Source organism: Actinomycetospora chibensis (assembly GCF_028737215.1).
GTDB classification, from domain to species: Bacteria; Actinomycetota; Actinomycetes; order Mycobacteriales; family Pseudonocardiaceae; genus Actinomycetospora; species Actinomycetospora chibensis.
Genome location: NZ_JAQZAM010000017.1, coordinates 24,691 through 43,895 on the forward strand (window position 1 = coordinate 24,691; position 19,205 = coordinate 43,895).

Below are 19,205 nucleotides of genomic sequence, written 5' to 3' on the forward strand. Positions count from 1 at the left end.
GTCGGTCGACGCCATGCACGACGCGGTCGCTCTCTCAAGAGCGAGCCAGGAGATGTGGAGACTCGATATGCCATCCCAGAGCGACACGTTCCTGCCGGTGTGCCTCGACCTCGGAGCCCTGGAGTCGGCGGCGGTCGCGGCGACGCACCGCGCGGCGCTGGCCTGCTGTTCCTGGGTCGGCCGGCACGACGCGGACGCCGCCGACGGCGCCGCGACCGAGGCCATGCGTCGCGCTCTGGCGACCGTCCCCGGGCGCGGAACGGTGGTCATCGGGGAGGGGGAGAAGGACAACGCGCCGATGCTGTTCAACGGCGAGGTCGTCGGGGACGAGGGAGGCGGGCCCGACTTCGACATCGCCGTCGACCCCCTGGAGGGCACGTCCTTCTGCGCGAAGGGGCTTCCCGGAGCCCTGTCCACGATCGCCTTCGGCGACTCGGGTTCCTTCTGGTCCCCCGGACCGGGTTTCTACATGGACAAGATCGTGGTCCCTCCGGCGGCGCGTCACGCCGTCGATCTCGACGACCCCCCTGAGCGCACCGTGCAGAAGGTCGCGGAGGCCCTCTCGAAGAGGGCCGACGAGCTCCGTGTGGTGATCATGGACAAGCCTCGCCACCAGGGGGAGGACGGGCTGATCGCGCGGGTGCTGGCGACAGGAGCCGCGGTCCACACGCCGGCGGGGGGCGATGTCGGGGGAGCGCTCGAGGTCCTCCTGCCGACCTGCGACGTCGATCTCCTGCTCGGCGTCGGCGGCACGCCCGAAGGCGTCATGACCGCCGCCGCGGTCCGGGCCCTCGGCGGCGGCATGCTCGGTCGCCTCGCGCCCAAGACCGCCGAGGAGGCCGCGGCGATCCGTGGCGCCGGCATGAGCGTCGATCGCGTCTACGAGCGCGACGAGCTCGTCGGCGGTGGCGCGCTGTTCGCCGCCTCCGGCATCAGCGGCGGACCACTGCTCGGCGCACCGCGCCGCGTCGACGGCACCACGGTCGCCGAGTCGCTCCTGATCACCGACGGACAGGTGCGCTTCATCCGGCACACCACCTTCGAACCGATCCCGACCTGGTGACCCCGACGTTCCGGCCCGACCACCCACTCCCGGGGGAGGAGAATCCGTGACGGTGCACCTGGAGGATCTCCACATCCGCACGCTCGGCGAATGCCGACACACGTCGCCGTTCTCCGCGTGGCTCGCCGACAAGCAGACCACCCCGCATTTCGTCCACGAGGACGACCGGGTGATGCTCGACGACACGACCTCGATCATCACCGCGAACAACGCCGCGGCGCTCCCGTCCTTCGAGTGCGCCGGGCCTCGGCGGAAAATCTACTTCGACCCGGCCCGGACGACGGTCGGCATCGTCTCCTGCGGTGGGCTCTGTCCCGGTGTCAACAACGTCATCAGGGGCGTCGTCCAGGAACTCACCGTGCACTACCGGGTACGTCGGATTCTCGGCTTCCGCAACGGGCTCAAAGGACTGACCGCCAAGTACCGCAACGACACGATGGATCTGACCCAGAGCAGCTTCCACGACATCACCCGCTCCGGAGGGACGATCCTCGGCAGTTCTCGTGGCGACCAGGACGCCGACGAGATGGTCGACACCCTCATCGCCCGCAAGATCGACATCCTGTTCGTCATCGGCGGCGACGGGAGCATCCGGGCAGCGATGCGGCTGGTGTCGGCGATCACCCGGCGCGGACTCGACATCGCGGTGGTCGCGATCCCCAAGACGATCGACAACGACCTGCCCTACACCGACCAGTCGTTCGGCTTCCAGAGCGCGTTCGAACGGGCGACCGACTTCATCGAAGCGGTCACCACCGAGGCCGCGGCCCACGAGAACGGCGTGGGGATCGTCAAGCTCATGGGTCGGCACTCCGGCTTCATCGCCTGCTACGCGGCGTTGGCGAACCACGGCGCCGACATGGTGCTCATCCCCGAGGTCCCGTTCGAGCTCGAGGGGCCCGAGGGCCTGCTGGCCAAGGTCGAGCACCACCTGCTCACCCGTGGCCACGTCGTCATCGTCGTCGCCGAAGGTGCCGGGCAGGAGCTGCTCCCGGCGGCCGGGACCCTCGACGGGAACGGTGCGACCGACGCCTCGGGCAACCTGCGCCTCGGCGACATCGGCCAGTTCCTCAGCGACCGCATCTCGAGCCACCTCACCCGGATCGGCCTGACACCGGCGCTGCGCTACGTCGACCCGAGCTACTCCATCCGCAGCGTCACCGCGAACGCCTACGACAGCGTCTACTGCCTCCGGCTGGCCCACGCCGCCGTCCACGCGGCCATGGCCGGCCGGACCGAGACCGTCGTCGTCCGCTGGCGGCGGCGTTTCGTGCACGTCCCGATGCCGCTCATCACGAGCCATCGCAACCGGGTGGACCCCGACGGGGATCTCTGGATGTCCGTGCTCGAGGCGACCAACCAGCCCGAGACGCTCGCGCGTCGATGTGCGCCCGGGGCCAGCCCAGCAACGCTCACCGAGACCTCAGGAGTGCACGCCACGTGAACAGCATCGAAGCCACGTCCGTCCGACCGGGGCACGACATCCTCGGCGAGGTCGCCTCCCTGCTCTCCGTGTCGGTTCCCGACGACTGGTCGGACCTCGACCGACGAGCCGTCGACACGGCCCGGGTCCTCGCCGCGGACGCCGTCCAGCGCTGCGGCAGCGGTCACCCGGGGACCGCGATGTCGCTGGCACCCCTGGCCTACGCCCTGTTCCAGCGCGTCATGCGCCACGACCCGAACGACCCGGGCTGGGCAGGTCGCGACCGGTTCGTCCTCTCCTGCGGCCACTCGAGTCTCACCCTGTACCTGCAGTTGTTCCTGGCGGGGTACGGGATGGAGCTGGCGGATCTCGAACAGCTCCGCACCTGGGGTTCGCAGACGCCGGGTCACCCCGAGTACGGCCACACGCCGGGGGTCGAGATCACGACCGGTCCGCTCGGCCAGGGCCTGGGCGCGGCGGTGGGGATGGCCATGTCCGCCCGCCGCGAGCGGGGTCTCTTCGATCCCGACGCCGCGCCCGGCACCAGCCCCTTCGACCACGTCGTCTACGTCATCGCCTCCGACGGCGACATCGAGGAGGGCGTCACCGCCGAGGCGTCCTCCATCGCCGGCCGCCAGCAGCTCGGGAACCTCATCGTGATCTACGACGACAACCACATCTCGATCGAGGACGACACGGCGGTCGCCCTGTCCGAGGACGTGGCGCAGCGCTACGAGGCCTACGGGTGGCACGTCCAGACCGTGTGCGGGGGCGAGAACGTCGCCGGTATCTGCGACGCCCTGGAGCGCGCGGTCGCCGAGACCGACCGGCCGTCCTTCATCGCGCTGCGGACGGTGATCGGCTATCCGGCGCCGGAGAAGATGAACACCGGTGCCGCCCACGGCGCGGCTCTCGGTGCCGACGAGGTCGCACGGGTCAAGGAGATCCTGGGGTTCGACCCGGACGCCAGCTTCGCCGTCGACGACGAGGTGCTCGCGCACACCCGCGCGATCGCCGGGCGGGCCCGGGAGACCCGGCGCGCCTGGGACGAGTCGTTCGATGCGTGGGCGCGGAAGAACCCGGAACGCCACGCGCTCTACGACCGGATGTCCCGTCGGGAGCTCCCCGCCGGCTGGACCGACCATCTCCCGGACTGGACCCCCGGGGACGATGCCGTCGCCACCCGGAAGGCCCTCGCGAAGGTCCTCGAGTCGATCGGGGACGTGCTGCCCGAGCTGTGGGGAGGATCGGCCGACCTCGCCGAGAGCAACAACACGACGATCAAGGGCGCCGACTCGTTCGGCCCGAGCACGATCGAGACGGAGCTGTGGGGCCAGGCGTCGCCGTACGGTCGCACCCTGCACTTCGGCGTCCGTGAGCACGCCATGGGTGCCATCCTCAACGGCATCGCACTGCACGGCGGCACGCGTGCCTACGGCGGGACCTTCATGGTCTTCAGCGACTACATGCGTCCGGCCGTGCGCCTGGCCGCCCTCATGAAGCTGCCCACCGTCTACGTCTGGACCCACGACTCGATCGGCCTCGGCGAGGACGGGCCGACCCACCAGCCGGTCGAGCACCTCGCGGCCCTACGCGCGATCCCCGGACTCGCCGTGGTCCGCCCGGCCGACGCCCGCGAGACCGCCGCAGCCTTCCGCGGCGTCCTCGCGAGCCCGACCGGGCCGGCCGGGCTCGCCCTCACCCGCCAGAACGTCCCGATCCTCGAGGGCGTCACGACGGACGGCGTCCTGCGCGGTGGGTACACGATCGCGGAGGCCGGTGATCGCACACCGGAGCTCCTGCTGATCGCCACCGGGTCCGAGGTCTCGCTGGCCCTCTCCGCGCGAGAGGTGCTCCAGGGAGAAGGCGTGCCGACCCGGGTCGTCTCCATGCCCTGCGTCGAGTGGTTCGACGCGCAGGAGGAGTCCTACCGGCACCGCGTCCTGCCCCCCGGGACGACCGCCCGCGTGGCGGTAGAGGCCGCGGTCGGCATGCCGTGGCACCGCTTCGTCGGTGACCGGGGCGAGATCGTCTCCCTCGAGCACTTCGGGGCCAGTGCCGATTACCAGACCCTGTACCAGCAATTCGGCCTCACCGTGGAAGCCGTGGTCGAGGCCGCGCGCCGCTCGTTGTCGCGCGCGGGGTGACGGCCGCTCGAGCAACCATTTCATCAGCCCCCAAGGAATGGCAGGAGAAGGCGATGACCGTGCGTGGTATCGGCACGTCCGCGGCGTCCACGAATTCATCCGGCACGGCCGGAAATTTGCCGCGCATTCGCTCGCGAGACTGGTGGTGAACGGCTGCGTCGACTAAGGTCGGTGATGTCGGAGCGTGCGCTGCTGTCGCAGTTGCGCCGGATATCGAGAGCTCCGCGCCCCGCCGGCAATCGGTCGGCGGAGAGCAGTCCGTTCTCGGTCGAGAATTCCGCCACCCCACCTGTCGATCGCGCAGGAATGGGCTGACCGCTGGATTCCTCGCACGAGGAACACGTCGAAGACAGATCAGGAGATGCCAGTGAAGCTGCAGGTAGCATTGGACGTTGCGACGCTCGGCGACGCGCTGACCCTGGCTCGCCAGGTCGCCGACTACGTCGACATCCTCGAGCTGGGAACGCCGTTGATCAAGTCCGAGGGCGTCAGTGCCATCGGCGCGATCAAGTCGGCGCACCCGGACAAGCTCGTGTTCGCGGACCTGAAGACCGCCGACGCGGGCGAGCTCGAGGCCGACCTCGCGTTCGCCGAGGGCGCCGACGTGGTCACGGTCATGGGCACCGCCGACGACGACACCATCAGTGGTGCGGTGGCGGCCGGGAAGAGGGCCGGCAGGAAGGTCGTCGCCGACATGATCACTGTCGTCGAGGGCCGCGTGCAGCGGATCCGCGAGGTCTCGGAGCTGGGCGTCGACTTCGTCGAGATCCACGCCGGACTCGACGAGCAGGCGCGTCCCGACTACTCGATCGAGTCGCTGCTGGTCGACGGCCGTGAGGCCGGCGTGCCGTTCTCCATCGCCGGCGGCGTCAGCGTCCACACCATCGCCTCGGTCAAGGAAGCCGGTGCGGAGGTCGCCGTCGTCGGCGGATCGATCTACTCCGCCGACGACCCCGCGGCCGCCGCGAAGGCGCTCCGGGAGGCGGCAGGCCTCCCGCCGACGACGTCGGATGTGTCCACCGCCGCCGCCGGGTGATCGAGCAGTACTCTCCCGGCGCCCTGCCGGTCGTCCTGACCGGCAGGGCGCCGGGTTCCAGCTCCGCGAAGACGGTGTCGTCGAGCGAGAACGGGAGTCCCGAGCCCTCGACGGAGAAGGCGACGGAACGCACGGAGGTCGGGGACCGGTGTCGGGAACTGTGCGGGTGGTCCTCGTCGAGAATCACCAGATGGTCCGTGTGGGCCTGAAGGAGATGCTGGCGGAGTACCCGACGATTCGAGTGGTCGGGGAGGCCGAGGACGCCCCCGAGGCCCTGCGGATCGCAGAGAGCCTCGCTCCGGACGTGGTGCTCAGCGAGGTGCGTCTGGGGAGCACGAGCGGCCTGGAGCTCTGCCATGATCTCCTCACCTGGTGCGCCGACGCGCGCGTCATCATGCTCACCGTCCACGACGACGAGCAGTACCTGTCACAGGCGATGCACGCAGGGGCGCGGGGCTACCTCCTCAAGCACATCTCCGGCGAGGAGCTCGTCGCGGCGATCCACCGGGTCCATGCGGGCGAGCTCGTCGTCACGACCACGGCCGGGCACGAGGCGTCGACGGTGACCCGCATCGAATCGGGGGAGTACTGGCCCGGCGGACGTTTCGGGCTGACCCTGCGTGAGAGCGAAGTGCTCTCGCTGATCGTGATCGGGATGAACAACCACGCGATCGCGGGACACCTGATCGTCGGCGAGGAGACCGTGAGGACCCACGTACGGGCGATCTACCGCAAGCTCGAGGTCAACGACCGGACCTCCGCGCTCGCGAAGGCCCTGCGCGAGGGGCTGTTCCAGTAGCCGCACCCTCCGGCCAGCGGCTACGAGGCCGACACGGCCTTCGACTGCTCGACGGCGAGCGTGTCGACGAGGTCGTTCATCTCGTCGCCCGAGTGGCCCTTGGTCCAGCGGAAGGAGACGTCGCCACGCTCGTTCACGAGCGTGATCAGGGGCTCCCAGAGGTCCCGGCTCACCACCGGCTTCTTGGCGCTGGTGACCCAGCCCCGCGCGAGCCAGCCCTTCCACCACCCGTCGCGGAAGCAGTTCACGACGTAGGTGGAGTCGCTGACGACGACGAGCGGGCCATCCAGGGCACGCACGGCCTCGAGGGCGGCCCGGATCTCCATCCGCTGGTTGGTGGTCGCGGGCTCGCCCCCGCTGTCCTGGCGGCCGTCGCGTGTGGCCCACGCCCAGCCGCCGGGGCCGGGGTTGCCGGAGCACGCGCCGTCGGTCCACACCTCGAGCGCGCCCTCGGCGGCCGGCATGTCCGGGCGCGCCGGCTTCGTGGGCTTCGAGACGGCCTTCGACGCACCCGCCTTCGACGCACCCGCCTTCGCCGGCGTGGCCTCCGCGCACGCCGCGTGCGCCCAGCGCTCGCCCGAGCGCGCGATCTCCTCGCCGGGGCTCACGGGCGAGCCACAGACGCCGCAGGTGGTCGCGTACTTCGCGGGCATCGGCACGGCGACCACCTTAGGCGGGGGCCGAGAGCGCCTCCGTCAGCATGGCCACGAGCGCGGCGTGCTGCGCGTCGGTCGACGATCCGACCTCCTCGTCGCTGCCGTCGAGGGCGACGGCCGCGAGGCCGGCCTTGTCGTCGATCAGCGCCGCGATCCGGGCGTCGATCGTCTGCGCAGCGAGGATCCGCCAGGCGGTGACCGGCTGCGACTGACCGATGCGGTGGCTCCGGTCGATCGCCTGGGTCTGCTCCGCGGCGGTCCACGGCAGCTCGGCCAGCACGACGTTCGAGGCGACCTGAAGGTTGATGCCGACGCCGGCTGCGGTCAGCGAGCAGACCACGACGGCGACCTCCGGGTCCTCGACGAAGGCGTCGATGTTGCGCTGCCGAACGCTCGGGGTCTGGTCACCGCGGATCGACGAGTACCGGACGCCCTGCTTGGCGAACGTCTCCTCGGCGGCGTCCATGACGTCGACGTGCTTGGCGAAGAACACCACCTTGCCGGCGCTGCGCGCGAGCTGGGCGGCGTAGTCGGCGGCGAGGGCGGCCTTCGCCTGCCCGATGCGCCGCATCATGCTGAAGACGTTGTCGCCGGACGACGAGCCGGCGGCGTCCTTCTGCTCCCACGTGGCGACACGACGCACGAGGTCGTGATCGATCTCGTCGGTCGGCGCGGCCCCGCGCGCGGCGAGGGCGTCGGTGTAGCGCTTCACCATGCGGGCGGCGAGATCGCGCTCGGCGGCGCGGATCGAGCGGCCGGTGGGCCCGTCCAGCTCGACGGGCAGGTCGGCGATGCGGCGCGGCGGGATGTCGGCCGCGACGTCGACCTTGCGGCGACGCACGATGCCGAGGTCCACGACGCTCTCGCGCGCCGAGGCGGAGAACCCGGGATCGGCGGGCGTCAGACCGGTGGCGGTCAGGGCGTCCATCAGGTCGGCGAGCGGCTTCTTCTCGTCGATCCAGCCGAGGAACTCCCAGATGGCGAGGAAGTCCTCGATGTCGTTGATCAGCGGCGTGCCGGTGAGGGCCATCAGCAGCGGGCGCGCGGTGAACGCGCGGATGCGCTCGGAGAGCCCGAGCACGTGCTGCGAGCGCTGCGAGGTCTTGTTCTTGATGAAGTGCGCCTCGTCGACCACCATCCCGCGGAACCCGAACTCCCGCAGCCAGCCCACGTGCCGGTCGAGCACCTCGTAGTTGACCACCACGATGTCCGCGAAGCCGTCGACGGAGTCGCCGTTGCCCTGGATCGCGGTGGCCTTGCGGCGCGGGGACCACAGGCCGGCCTCGCGCACCCAGTTCGTCTTGACGACGTTCGGCACCACGACGAGCAGGGGATAGGCCTTCGCCGCCTCGGCGGCGAGCAGCGCCTCGGCCGTCTTGCCCAGCCCGGGCTCGTCGGCCAGCAGGAAGGTGCGGTGCCCCTCCGCGGCCGCGGCGACCAGCCGGGCCTGGTGCGGCATGAGCTCGCGGCCGCCGGGCGCCTTGCGGGAGCCGGGCTCGGGCAGGGGCATGCACACCGAGGTGCCGTCGCCGGCGCGCTCGAAGGACCGCAGCAGCGGGTCGAGCAGTTCCCAGCCGCTCAGGGGCGTGGGCCGGGGGCCGGCCGGTCGCGCGGCCGAGAAGTCGGGGGCGAGGAAGGGGTTCGCCATCTGCCGGGAGATCACGGACTGCGGCACCACGGCGGGCTTGGCGGGCGCGGCGGTCGGCTCCTCGACGGGTTCCGGGTCCTGCTCGACCTCGGTCTCGATGCCGGCCTTGCGCAGCATGTCGCGCTTGAGCGACCGGGCGTCGTCGGTGACGACGGCGTCCTCGGAGAGCAGCGCCAGGAGCGCCGGGTGGCGGACGGCGGTCTTCGCCAGGGTGGTCGCGATGTCGTCGAGACGCTTGAGCTTCTCGGTGCGCCGTGAGTCCCCGATGCTCTCGTCCGCGCGGATGCGGGCGCGCTCCTCGCGCAGCACCAGGGCGACGGCCTGGAACTTCGTGCGGGTGGACGTCGTGACCCGGCCGCCGCGCAGGGCGGTCCGGACGTCCTCGACGGCGTGGGCGAGCACGGACATGACGTCCTCGCGCCTGCGTCCTCGCCGCCGCTGCCCGGGGGCGCCGTGGCGCCCGCCGGACTGGGGTTGGCCTCGTCGAGCCATGTACCTCCTCCGGAACGCCCGGCAGGGGACTGCCGGGCATCGTGCTGCGGGTGGTGTGTCGCAGTGGGAACCGGGACGGTTCCTCCACGATTCCCACTGGGCCGCGGGTCCGCGTCGCCGCGGCACCGCGGGGTCCGCGTCACCGGTCGAGGGTGACGGCATCCACCGCGCTCGCCGACCGCGCCGCAATGACGAGCACGGCGGGTCGGGGTCGATCTCTATCATACCGCCCGGGGTCGGCGGGACACGCGCCGGAGCGCGATCGATCATTCGCCGGGCGACGGACGCGCCTCGCGCTGCTCCCTGGCCTTCCGGTTCTGGGTGGCTCCCGCGCGGTAGGCCACGAACACGGCGATCGCGATGGTGATCCAGAGGGCGTAGCGGTCGACGGCGAGCACGACGTCGACGGCGTACTGGCCCAGCCCGTACCCCAGCCCCGCCACCAGGCCGGCGACCAGGGCGGCGCCGACGGCGTTGGCCAGCAGGAACGTGAGCAGCCGCATGCCCGCCAGCCCGGCGAGCAGGTGCACGAGCAGGGACGGGACGCCCGGCAGGGCCGCCGCGACCACGAGCAGCGGCATGATCCAGGTGGGCCAGGACCGCACGCGTGCGACGAAGCGCTGCGCCCGCTCGGTGGGCACGAAGAAGCGGACCCCCTTCGCGCCCCAGCGCCGGCCCGCCCACCAGAAGAGCCAGTCGAACTTGACCATCCCGATGACGCCCGCGCCGATCACGAGCCAGAGCGCGGTGTCGCCCACCCGGGCGAAGGCCGCGCCGGCGCCGATCGCCGAGAGGCTGCCGGTGGCGAGGCTGAGCAGCACCGGGTGCGAGGCGAGGAGGAACGGCCGGAACGGGAGCGAGGCGAGCCCGAGGACGATGACCGCGACCGTGGCCCCGACCAGCACCTTGTCGGCGCGGGCCATCGGGCTGTCCCACGGCCGCATGTCGCGCCACTGCTGCTTGGCGGCCTCGATCTCCTCGGGGCTGTACTCCCGGCCGCCCCGGCGCCGGCGCGCCGGTGTCGCCGTACCCCCGGTGCCGCCCTCGGCAGCTCCCCCGGCGGTCGCCTCGTCGGGGCCCGATCCGTCCGCGGCCGGCATCGGCGCGCTCCTCCCGTTCCGGGCGTGCGTCCCCGACGGGCCGGGAGGGACGGGCACGCTGACGATCTCCACTATGCCGACGGCGCGACGCCCCGGGCCACCGGGGACCCGGTCAGACCGGCAGGACCCGACGGAACGCCGGGACGGCGACGACCGCGCACACGACGTGCATGACCATGAGCCCGATGACCAGGAGCACGGACAGCCCGTACTGCAGCAGCAGCAGGTCCGGGATGAAGCTCAGCACGACGACCAGGGGCACCAGCCAGCGCAGCACGGCGGCGGGCCGGGGCGCCACGCGGCGGACGAGCGCCCAGCCCGCGGCCCCGATCAGGATCCCGATCACGCTGTAGGCGATGGCGGTCGTGGGGTTGTAGCCGGTGCCTTCGATCACGCCGATCAGGAGCCCGATGAGCGTGTTGACGACCGCGGCGACGACGGCCGCGAGCACGATCGCCAGCGCGATGCGCGCGGGCGGCGCGGCGGGCGGCACGGTCTGCCGCACGGAACTGGTCACGAAGCACCCTCCCGGAGCGGTCGGTATGTCCGACTCGTGTCAGGGTAGCCTTACCTCGCGGGTGGAGCGATCATGGTCAGCCCGGGACGGCCGTCGACGGCTCGACCGCGGCCGGGTCGAGGCCGTCCTGCAGGCGTCGTAGCAACGCCCCGAACTGCTCGGCATCGGCGCCGAGCAGTTCCCGGAACTGGGCGCGGACCTCGGCGGTGGCCTCGTCCCACTCGGCCAGGGCCCGCCGCCCGCGCTCCGAGACGACGATGAGCACCCGGCGCCGGTCCTCGTGGTCCTGCCGCCGCAGGATGAGGTTCGCGGCGACCATGCGGTCCACGAGCTTGCTGAGCTTGGGTGCGAGGAGCATCGCGTGGTCGGCCACGACGTTCATCGGGCTGCCGCCGCGGTCCGCGAGCAGGCGCAGGATCCGCCACTGGTCGAGGCTGGAGTCGCAGCTGCGCAGCGCCTCCTCCAGTCGCCCCGTGAGGGTCCGCTCGACGAGCGAGAGGAGGCGGAGCGAATCGTCGCCGTTCGGCGAGGGTCGGTCCGCGCTGCTGGGCACCGATCGATGGTAGCGGCGACGGCGTCGTGATCGGGCAGACGTGAGGGGGCGGGGGAGAACTCGTACGATCGGAGCAGCCCCGGAAGGCGGCCCGGTCGCTAGCGTCGAGCAATGGGCGACCCGACGGCTTCTGGCGGCACCGCCGCGCGCGGTCGTGACGTCCTCGACATGGCCCTCGTGATCCCGCTACAGGGGCCCGCCGGGATCTTCGGGCCGTCGTGCGAGAGCTGCGCCGCACTGGCCGCGCAGGAGATCAACGCCGAGGGCGGCGTCCTCGGCCGTGAGCTGAACCTGGTCCCCGTCGACGGCGGACGCAGCCCCGCGGAGGTCGCCACCGAGGTCGACGCGCTGGTGAGCGCCGGCGCCGTCCAGGCCGTCACCGGGTGGCACATCTCGGCCGTCCGCGAGGCGGTCGCCCCCCGCATCGGCGGCCGCGTCCCGTACGCCTACACGGCGCTCTACGAGGGCGGCGAGAGCCGACCCGGCGTGTTCCTCACCGGCGAGACGCCGGACCTCCAGCTCGGCCCGACCCTCGACTGGTTCTCCGGCACCGCGGGCGTCCGGCGCTGGACGATCGTCGGGGACGACTACGTCTGGCCCCGCCGGACGGCCACCACGGCGGCGCGCTACCTGCGGCGGATCGGCGGGACGGTCTGCGACGAGGTGTTCGTGCCGCTCGGGACGACCGACTTCTCGAACGTCGTGCACCGGGTCGAGGCCAGCGGGTGCGAGGCCGTGCTGATGCTGCTCATCGGCGACGACGCCGTCGCGTTCAACCGCGCCTTCAGCGCGTCGGGCCTCGACCGCGACATCCTGCGGTTCAGCTCCCTCATCGAGGAGAACGTCCTGCTCGCCTCCGGGGCGGACTGCACGCGCGGTCTGATGACCTCCGCGGGCTACTTCGAGGACCTCGCGACGAGCTCCGGGCTCGAGTTCGCCGCGACCTACTTCCGCGAGTTCGGGGACGAGGCGCCGGTGCTGAACAGCCTCGGCGAGTCCTGCTACGAGGGCGTCCGGCTGCTCACCGAGCTGACGCGGCGCGCCGGCTCGACGTCCGTGCCGACGATGATGTCGGTGTCCGAGGGCCTCGCGTACGAGAGCCCGCGCGGCACCGTCGAGGTCCACGACCGTCACCTGCGGCAGCGGGTCTTCCTGGCGCTCGCGGACGGCCTGACCTGGGACGTCGTCCAGCAGCTGTGACCGTCCGAACCCGGCTCGCGACGGCGTGCGACGGCCGTTGACAGTCTCGTCGCCACGCGGCTAGTTTCCTGGGAAATCATTTCTCGCGCGTGACATCTGCCACCTCCCGGCGGCCGGTCGCGACGAAGGGAGCCCCACGGATGCCCCTGTACGCGTACCGGTGCGGTGAGGACGGGCCCGCCGAGGTCACGGCGCCGATGGGCGCCGCGCCGGCGACGATCTCCTGCCCGACCTGCGGCGGCGAGGCCCGGCGGATGATCACCGTGCCACGGCTCGGCCTGGCCGACCGCACGCGGGTCGCGGCCATCGACCGCGCCGAGGCCTCGCGCACCGAGCCCACCGTGGTCTCCGCGCCGCCGCCGGCTCGGGCGTCGCGCCCGCGGCCCGCCCCCCGTCTCGATCCGCGCACCGCGGCGCTGCCGCGCCCCTGATCCCGTCCGCTCCCCGCCACCGTCCGGCCTCGGGCCGGAACGGCGCTGTCGTCCTGCCCTCGTCCGAAAGGGAATCCCATGCTGCTCACCCGAGTGAGGCCGCCCCGTGGCTAGCGTCGGCCTGCTCTTCGTCGGCGCCGTGCTCTTCATCAACGGCGTCATGCTGCTGGGGTGGATCGACGCGAAGTCGGCCGCGCCGATGAACTTCTTCGTCGGCGGACTGCAGATCATCACGCCGCTCTACCTGATCTTCACCGCGAACGGTGACGCCGACGTCATCCTCGCGGCATCGGGCCTCTTCCTCTTCTCGTTCACCTATCTCTACGTGGCGGTGAACCTGACCTGGGATCTCGACGGCACCGGGCTCGGCTATTTCTGCCTGTTCGTCGCGATCACCGCCGTCGTGTTCTCGGCGCTGAACTTCTTCCGCTTCGCCGACCCGGCGTTCGGCGTCATCTGGCTGTACTGGGCGTTCCTCTGGTCCCTGTTCTTCGTGCTCCTGGGTCGTAAGCGCGACGGGATCGGGCGCTACACCGGCGCCGTGTGCGCCATCCAGGGCTGGGTGACCGCGTGGATCCCGGCGTTCCTGCTCCTCACCGGCGTGTACACGCAGATCGGCGTCCCGCTCGCGATCGGCCTCGCGATCTTCGGCGTCGTCGTCTTCCTCGCCCTGATCCCGTGGGCGCGCCGGCAGCCCGCACCCGCGGCGCCCGCCGCCCGCAGCGGCGACCACGCCGCCGTCGCCTGACCGTCCTGCGCCGCCCACACCCAGCTCGCCCCCAGCCCGCCCAGCAAGGAGAGTCCGATGCCCCAGAAGGTCTTCCCGCTCGACAGCACCAAGACGTTCACCGAGCAGCAGATCGTCGGCCACAACCGCTGGCACCCCGACGTCCCCGCCCAGGTGCACGTCAAGCCGGGCGACTCGTTCCGGGTGGACTGCCGCGAGTGGTTCGACGGAGCGATCCACAACGACGACTCCGCCGACGACATCCTCAACGCCCCGCTCAACAACGTGCATGTGCTCTCCGGCCCGATCTCGGTCGAGGGCGCGCAGCCCGGCGACCTGCTGATCGTGGACATCCTCGACGTCGGCCCGATCCCGCAGGAGGACTCCGGTCCGCTGGCCGGCCAGGGCTGGGGCTACACCGGGGTGTTCGCGAAGAGGAACGGCGGCGGCTTCCTCACCGATCAGTTCCCCGACGCCTACAAGGTGATCTGGGACTTCCAGGGCGGCCGGGCCACGTCGCGGCACGTGCCGGGGGTGGCCTTCACCGGCATCGTGCACCCCGGGCTCATGGGCACCGCGCCCTCGCACGACCTGCTGAACACGTGGAACTCCCGCGAGCAGGCCCTCATCGACACCGACCCGCAGCGGGTGCCGCCGCTCGCCCTGCCACCCCAGCCCGAGGCGGCGATCCTCGGCTCGCTCACCGGTGACGACTTCGAGCGGGCCCGCCACGAGGCGGCCCGGACCGCACCGCCGCGCGAGAACGGTGGCAACCAGGACATCAAGAACTTCACCAAGGGGAGCCGGGTCTTCTACCCGGTGTTCGTCGACGGGGCGAACCTCTCGATGGGCGACCTGCACTTCTCGCAGGGCGACGGCGAGATCACCTTCTGCGGCGCGATCGAGATGGGCGGGTTCATCGATCTGCACGTCGACCTCATCAAGGGCGGCATGGAGACCTACGGCGTCTCCGAGAACGCGATCTTCGTCCCGGGCAACACCGACCCGCAGTACAGCGAGTGGATCGCGTTCTCCGGCACGTCGGTGACGCTCGACGGAGAGCAGCACTACCTCGACTCGCACCTGTCCTACCAGCGGGCCTGCCTGCACGCGATCGACTACCTCACCAAGTTCGGCTATTCCGCGATCCAGGCCTACATGATCCTCGGGGCGGCGCCGATCGAGGGCCGCCTCTCCGGCGTCGTCGACATCCCGAACTCGTGCTCGACGGTGTACATCCCCACCGGGATCTTCGACTTCGACGTGAAGCCCGGCAAGAACGGGCCGGCGCGGGTGGACCCGGGAATGGGCGTGCCGATGTCGCCCGCCTGAGTTTCGACTCCCTGGCGACCACCCCGATCGCGCTCCGCGGTCGGGGTGGTCGCGCGCGTCGAGGACACCCCCGTAGCAGCTCGCCCCGAGGCAGGACACCTCAGAACGGTGGCTCGTCGTCGTAGGAGCCGCGGGTCGGGATGGTGGCCGTGGGGCGGGTCTTCTGGGTGAGCTTCTGGAACCAGTCGGGGTCGATGTCGTCGTGGGTGTCGGTGCGGTGGTCGTCCCAGCCGTCGTCGGGCAGGTCCAGCTTGGGTGAGGACATGGTGCGCGACCAACCCAGCTGGGCCGAGACCTCGTCACCGGAGAACCCGTCGCACGACGCCAGGCGCTCGGTGCGCCCGGCCTGCGCGCGCCCCAGATGGTGGAGGCCCTCGAGCAGCTCCGCGCTCGCCCGGTTCAGCAACCGCCACCGGCCCCGCACGTAGGCCGCGAGATCCTCACCGGTCAACGCGGCCGCCGACACGCGGTCCAGAGCAGCGGCCAGCTCCGCGCCGGGCGCCAGAGCATCCAGCCCGGCCCCCAGGCCGAACCGGACATCGTGGTCGATGCTCACAAGAAGGACGCTAGCCCCGACCCCCGTCAACGACGGCCCACCGAAGCCTCTCCCGAGCCCGAGGGAGCATCACGGAAAGATAACGATCCCTGCTCGGAGCACGGGTCGACGGCTCTCTCATCTCGACGCGCGCACGTCGTCGGCCCGGAACACCGCGAGCCAGGTCCGGATCACTCATGCACTGTGCCGGACCGCGGTCAGGGGTCGGGGTGGGCGTGCTCGTCGTCCACCACCGGGCGGCAGGTCCGGATCAACGCCGCTTGGCCGCACCGCTCCCCGGCGTCGTCGAGGAGGTTCCACATCAGCACGTCCTCGATGCGGAACCGTCGTCCCGTCCGGGAGACGCGGACGCCGCGGTAGCCGTCGGACCAGCCCCGTCGCGCGGCGTCCGCGAGCAGCCGGTCGCGCTCGGCCTGCTCCTCGGGCCCTGCCGACTGCCGTGAGGGCCGCCCGATCAGGTCGTCCCACCCGTACTCGAACCACCGCTGGGCGGTGAGGTTCGCGTAGACGAACCGCGGGTCCGCTCCGCCGTCGTGGGCGAGGAGCCCGAACGGCGCCTGCTCGTACAGCCACCGCTCCCGGGCCTCGGTGTCCCCGTCGACCGGCACCAGAGCCCCACCGACGACGCTCCGGTGGCTCTGCTCGATGCGCGAGAAGATCCCGAGCGCGGACCGCATGACGGCAGAGCGTAGGTCGTCCCGCCCGGTGGTCGGCTGTCCGGCGGGGTACCTGGTCGCCCGGAGGGATCGAACGGTGCGGAGGTGCCCATCGCCGGCGGACCGACCCGGCTGCGGGTCATGAGTTTCAACGTCCGGGGCTTCTCGTCGCCCGCGGACGGCCGCCACCGGTGGCCGCGGCGCGCGGCGCTCAACGCCGACGTCGTGCGAAGCCAGGCGCCGGACGTCCTCGGGGTGCAGGAGCTGCAGGCCGAGGCGCTCGCCACCTACCGCGACCAGCTCTCCGGGTACGGCCTCGTCCTCGGTCCGGCGGCGGGGACCCGCCGGCGCCCGGAGTACAACGCGATCCTCTACGACCCCGACCGGCTCGAAGTGCTCGACGCCGACGGCTTCTGGCTCAGCCAGACCCCGGACGTGCCCTCCACCGCGTGGGGCTCGCGGAACGTCCGCACCGCGCACGGGGTGACCTTCGCGGTCCGCGGCACCGGGGTGACCTTCCGGCACGTCAACACGCACCTCGACCACTGGAGCGGCCTCGCCCGGGAACGGGGCGCCGAGCTGCTCCTGCGTCGCACGGACGGTGGACTGCCGACGGTGGTCACCGGGGACTTCAACTGCCCGCCCGGCTCCGCGCCCCACCGGTCCTTCCTCGCGGAGGGCTTCGAGGACACCTACCTCGTGGTCGGCGGGGGTGGACGTCGGGACGAGGCCACCTTCCACGGCTTCGGGGGCGTCCGGTCCGGCATCGTCCGCTCGTTCCACCGCGCGCGCACCGGCCGCGCACCCCTGCGTCTCGACTGGATCCTCGCCGGGGGTCCCGGGGGCCCCTGGAACGTCGAGGCGGCCTCGATCGTGCGCGACCGCGACCCCGCCACGGGCGCACCACCGAGCGACCACGACCCCGTCGTCGCCGATCTCCGCCTCGAGGGACCGCAGCGCCCGGGCGGTACCCGCCAGTAGGGTCCTGGCACGTGGACGTCGACGACCTCGAGGCCTACGTCGACCGGTGGTCGCGGGCGCACGGCGGCTACGACGTCCGCTCCTCCAGGCCGACCATGGCCTGGCTCCGCCTCGCGCACGGCCTCGGTGCGCCGCTGGCCCGTCGCGGCGTTCCGGCGACGTGGGTGACGGCCACCGGCGGGGTCGGGGCGGTGGCCGTCGGCGGCGTCGCCGCGCTCGGGGGGCGGTGGGCCCTGCTCGCCGCGGCGCTCGTCGTGGTCGTGGCGGTGCTCGACGGGATCGACGGCGCCGTCGCGGAGCTGACCGGCACCTCGAGCGCCTGGGGCCAGGTGCTCGATCAGCTCGTGGACCGCATCGGCGACGTGGCGATGATCGTCGGGCTGTGGGTGCTCGGGGCTCCCGGGCCGCTGTGTGCGGCGGCCGCGGTGCTGACGCTGCTCGACGAGTCGATCCGGTCGAGCGCGGGCGCGGCCGGCATGGTCGAGATCGGCGTGGTCAGCCTCCCCGAACGCCCGGCCCGGCTGCTGGTCGGCGGCCTCTCCCTCGCCGCTGCGGGCATCGTGCCCCCGGCGGCCGCGCTGATCGTCACCATCGGGGCCGCCCTCTGGACGGCCATGACCCTCGCGGCCACCGTGCAATTGGTGGTGAACGTCCGGCGACGGCTGCACGGCCAGCCGCGGAAGATGCTCGACGCCGACCCCGGTGCCTAGCGACCGGAGCGCCGCCTCACCCGGATGCGAGTAGTGTCCGGGTGGCCGCACGAGCCTCGGACCCTGGTTCTGCGCAGGTCACCGCCGTCGATCCGCGCTCCGAGGGACATGTCGTCATGAGTTCACTGCCGAATCCTGCTGTCGTGACGGAGGCGAGCCTCCCGAGGGGCGGCGGGTACGCGGAGCTGTTCGCGCAGGTCCGCGAGGCCGGTCTCATGGATCGCCGACGGGCCCGCTACCTCGTCAAGATCCTCGTGACCGCGCTGGTGTTCGGCGCCGTCGCGGTCGCCTTCGTGATGATCGGCGACTCGTGGTGGCAGCTGGTCACCGGGGCGGCGTTCGCGGCCCTGTTCGTCCAGTTCGGGTTCATCGGCCACGACGCCGGCCACCTCCAGATCTTCGCCAGCAAGCGGGCCAACGACGTCGTCGGCTACGTGCACGGGGACCTGCTGATCGGTCTCGGGTACGGGTGGTGGGTCGGCAAGCACAACGCCCACCACGCGAACCCCAACCACGAGGAGCGCGACCCGGACGTCGACCTCGGGGTCTTCGCCCTCACCGAGGCCCAGGCCAGCGGTCCGACCGCGCCCCGTCGCGGACCGATCGGCCGGTTCGTGCTCCGCCACCAGGCCGGCCTGTTCTTCCCGATGCTGCTGCTCGAGGGCGTGGACCTGCACATCTCCGCGGTCCGGTCGCTCGTCGCCCGCCGGGTGCCCCGGCTCCGGCTGGAGATCGTCCTGCTCGTGGCGCACACCGCGCTCTACTTCGCGGCGGTCTTCCTCGTGCTCTCGCCGGGTGTGGCCGTCGTCTTCATCGTCGTCCACCAGGGGCTGTTCGGTCTCTACCTCGGCTGCTCGTTCGCCCCCGGGCACAAGGGCATGCCCATGCCGACCGCCACGGAGAAGCTCGACCCCGTCCGCAGCCAGGTGCTGACCTCCCGCAACATCGTGGGCGGCCGGGTCACCGACCTCGTGCTCGGCGGGCTGAACTACCAGATCGAGCACCACCTCTTCCCGCGCATGCCTCGCATGAACCTGCGTCACGCCCGGCCGCTGGTCCGTGCGTTCTGCGACCGCCACGCGATCCCGTACACCGAGACGTCCCTGATCGAGTCCTACGCGCAGGGGCTCCGCCACCTGCGCGCGATCAGCGCCCCGGCGCGCCTCGGGACGTGAACC

The 19,205-nt window shown here is 71.9% G+C and carries 19 protein-coding genes; 12 read left to right on the forward strand and 7 right to left on the reverse strand.

Annotated features, from left to right (window positions below):
* Nucleotides 1-67 precede the first annotated feature (67 nt).
* The 5 genes from PH189_RS23420 (at nucleotide 68) to PH189_RS23440 (ending at nucleotide 6,468) form a co-directional block, all read left to right on the forward strand.
* Nucleotides 68-1,063: a fructose-bisphosphatase class II family protein gene (locus PH189_RS23420; RefSeq protein WP_274191246.1), complete on the forward strand. Its 996-nt coding sequence runs from the start codon at nucleotides 68-70 to the stop codon at nucleotides 1,061-1,063.
* A gap of 46 nt (nucleotides 1,064-1,109) precedes the next feature.
* On the forward strand, nucleotides 1,110-2,507 hold the full coding sequence (locus tag PH189_RS23425; protein ID WP_274191247.1) for an ATP-dependent 6-phosphofructokinase: 1,398 nt from the start codon (nucleotides 1,110-1,112) through the stop codon (nucleotides 2,505-2,507).
* Between the two features lie 68 nt (nucleotides 2,508-2,575).
* The gene (gene tkt, locus PH189_RS23430; protein ID WP_378014993.1) at nucleotides 2,576-4,633 is read left to right on the forward strand and encodes a transketolase; all 2,058 of its coding nucleotides are present in this window, start codon (nucleotides 2,576-2,578) and stop codon (nucleotides 4,631-4,633) included.
* Nucleotides 4,634-5,000: 367 nt separating this feature from the next.
* Nucleotides 5,001-5,669, forward strand: coding sequence for a 3-hexulose-6-phosphate synthase (gene hxlA / locus PH189_RS23435; protein WP_274191248.1), 669 nt, complete (start codon nucleotides 5,001-5,003; stop codon nucleotides 5,667-5,669).
* A gap of 166 nt (nucleotides 5,670-5,835) precedes the next feature.
* Nucleotides 5,836-6,468: a response regulator gene (locus tag PH189_RS23440; RefSeq protein ID WP_274191337.1), complete on the forward strand. Its 633-nt coding sequence runs from the start codon at nucleotides 5,836-5,838 to the stop codon at nucleotides 6,466-6,468.
* 20 nt (nucleotides 6,469-6,488) lie between these two features.
* On the opposite strand, the gene PH189_RS23445 is transcribed toward PH189_RS23440, so the two are convergent.
* From PH189_RS23445 to PH189_RS23465, 5 genes are all read right to left on the reverse strand, one after another.
* Nucleotides 6,489-7,121 (reverse strand): ribonuclease H family protein, encoded by a 633-nt coding sequence (locus PH189_RS23445; protein WP_274191338.1) that lies wholly within the window; start codon nucleotides 7,119-7,121, stop codon nucleotides 6,489-6,491.
* Nucleotides 7,122-7,137: 16 nt separating this feature from the next.
* On the reverse strand, nucleotides 7,138-9,180 hold the full coding sequence (locus tag PH189_RS23450) for a DEAD/DEAH box helicase (RefSeq protein ID WP_274191249.1): 2,043 nt from the start codon (nucleotides 9,178-9,180) through the stop codon (nucleotides 7,138-7,140).
* A gap of 350 nt (nucleotides 9,181-9,530) precedes the next feature.
* Complete coding sequence (locus PH189_RS23455) at nucleotides 9,531-10,364, reverse strand: DedA family protein (protein ID WP_274191250.1); 834 nt, start codon at nucleotides 10,362-10,364, stop codon at nucleotides 9,531-9,533.
* A 112-nt stretch (nucleotides 10,365-10,476) separates the two neighbouring features.
* On the reverse strand, nucleotides 10,477-10,881 hold the full coding sequence (locus PH189_RS23460; protein WP_274191251.1) for a DUF6069 family protein: 405 nt from the start codon (nucleotides 10,879-10,881) through the stop codon (nucleotides 10,477-10,479).
* 76 nt (nucleotides 10,882-10,957) lie between these two features.
* Entirely contained in the window at nucleotides 10,958-11,434 is a 477-nt protein-coding gene (locus tag PH189_RS23465) for a MarR family winged helix-turn-helix transcriptional regulator (protein WP_274191252.1), read from the reverse strand.
* A 111-nt stretch (nucleotides 11,435-11,545) separates the two neighbouring features.
* Between PH189_RS23465 and PH189_RS23470 the strand changes: the two genes are divergently transcribed.
* From PH189_RS23470 to fmdA, 4 genes are all read left to right on the forward strand, one after another.
* Entirely contained in the window at nucleotides 11,546-12,634 is a 1,089-nt protein-coding gene (locus PH189_RS23470) for a substrate-binding domain-containing protein (RefSeq protein WP_274191253.1), read from the forward strand.
* 140 nt (nucleotides 12,635-12,774) lie between these two features.
* Nucleotides 12,775-13,065, forward strand: a complete 291-nt coding sequence (locus tag PH189_RS23475) for an FmdB family zinc ribbon protein (protein WP_274191254.1) — start codon at nucleotides 12,775-12,777, stop codon at nucleotides 13,063-13,065.
* Between the two features lie 106 nt (nucleotides 13,066-13,171).
* Nucleotides 13,172-13,813, forward strand: a complete 642-nt coding sequence (locus PH189_RS23480; RefSeq protein WP_274191255.1) for an AmiS/UreI family transporter — start codon at nucleotides 13,172-13,174, stop codon at nucleotides 13,811-13,813.
* A gap of 57 nt (nucleotides 13,814-13,870) precedes the next feature.
* Complete coding sequence (gene fmdA / locus PH189_RS23485) at nucleotides 13,871-15,124, forward strand: formamidase (RefSeq protein WP_274191256.1); 1,254 nt, start codon at nucleotides 13,871-13,873, stop codon at nucleotides 15,122-15,124.
* 100 nt (nucleotides 15,125-15,224) lie between these two features.
* Here the strand turns inward: fmdA and PH189_RS23490 are convergent, their stop codons facing one another.
* Together PH189_RS23490 and PH189_RS23495 are read right to left on the reverse strand one after the other, a co-directional pair.
* The gene (locus tag PH189_RS23490; RefSeq protein ID WP_274191257.1) at nucleotides 15,225-15,680 is read right to left on the reverse strand and encodes a hypothetical protein; all 456 of its coding nucleotides are present in this window, start codon (nucleotides 15,678-15,680) and stop codon (nucleotides 15,225-15,227) included.
* A gap of 197 nt (nucleotides 15,681-15,877) precedes the next feature.
* Nucleotides 15,878-16,357, reverse strand: a complete 480-nt coding sequence (locus tag PH189_RS23495) for an MEKHLA domain-containing protein (protein ID WP_274191258.1) — start codon at nucleotides 16,355-16,357, stop codon at nucleotides 15,878-15,880.
* A gap of 120 nt (nucleotides 16,358-16,477) precedes the next feature.
* On the opposite strand from PH189_RS23495, the gene PH189_RS23500 reads away from it, so the two are divergent.
* From PH189_RS23500 to PH189_RS23510, 3 genes are all read left to right on the forward strand, one after another.
* Nucleotides 16,478-17,317: an endonuclease/exonuclease/phosphatase family protein gene (locus PH189_RS23500; protein WP_274191259.1), complete on the forward strand. Its 840-nt coding sequence runs from the start codon at nucleotides 16,478-16,480 to the stop codon at nucleotides 17,315-17,317.
* An 11-nt stretch (nucleotides 17,318-17,328) separates the two neighbouring features.
* Nucleotides 17,329-18,027 carry a CDP-alcohol phosphatidyltransferase family protein gene (locus tag PH189_RS23505; RefSeq protein WP_274191260.1) on the forward strand — a complete coding sequence of 233 codons (699 nt, stop codon included), beginning with the start codon at nucleotides 17,329-17,331 and terminating at the stop codon, nucleotides 18,025-18,027.
* Nucleotides 18,028-18,170: 143 nt separating this feature from the next.
* Nucleotides 18,171-19,202, forward strand: coding sequence for a fatty acid desaturase family protein (locus tag PH189_RS23510; protein WP_274191261.1), 1,032 nt, complete (start codon nucleotides 18,171-18,173; stop codon nucleotides 19,200-19,202).
* The last annotated feature ends 3 nt before the right edge of the window (nucleotides 19,203-19,205 follow it).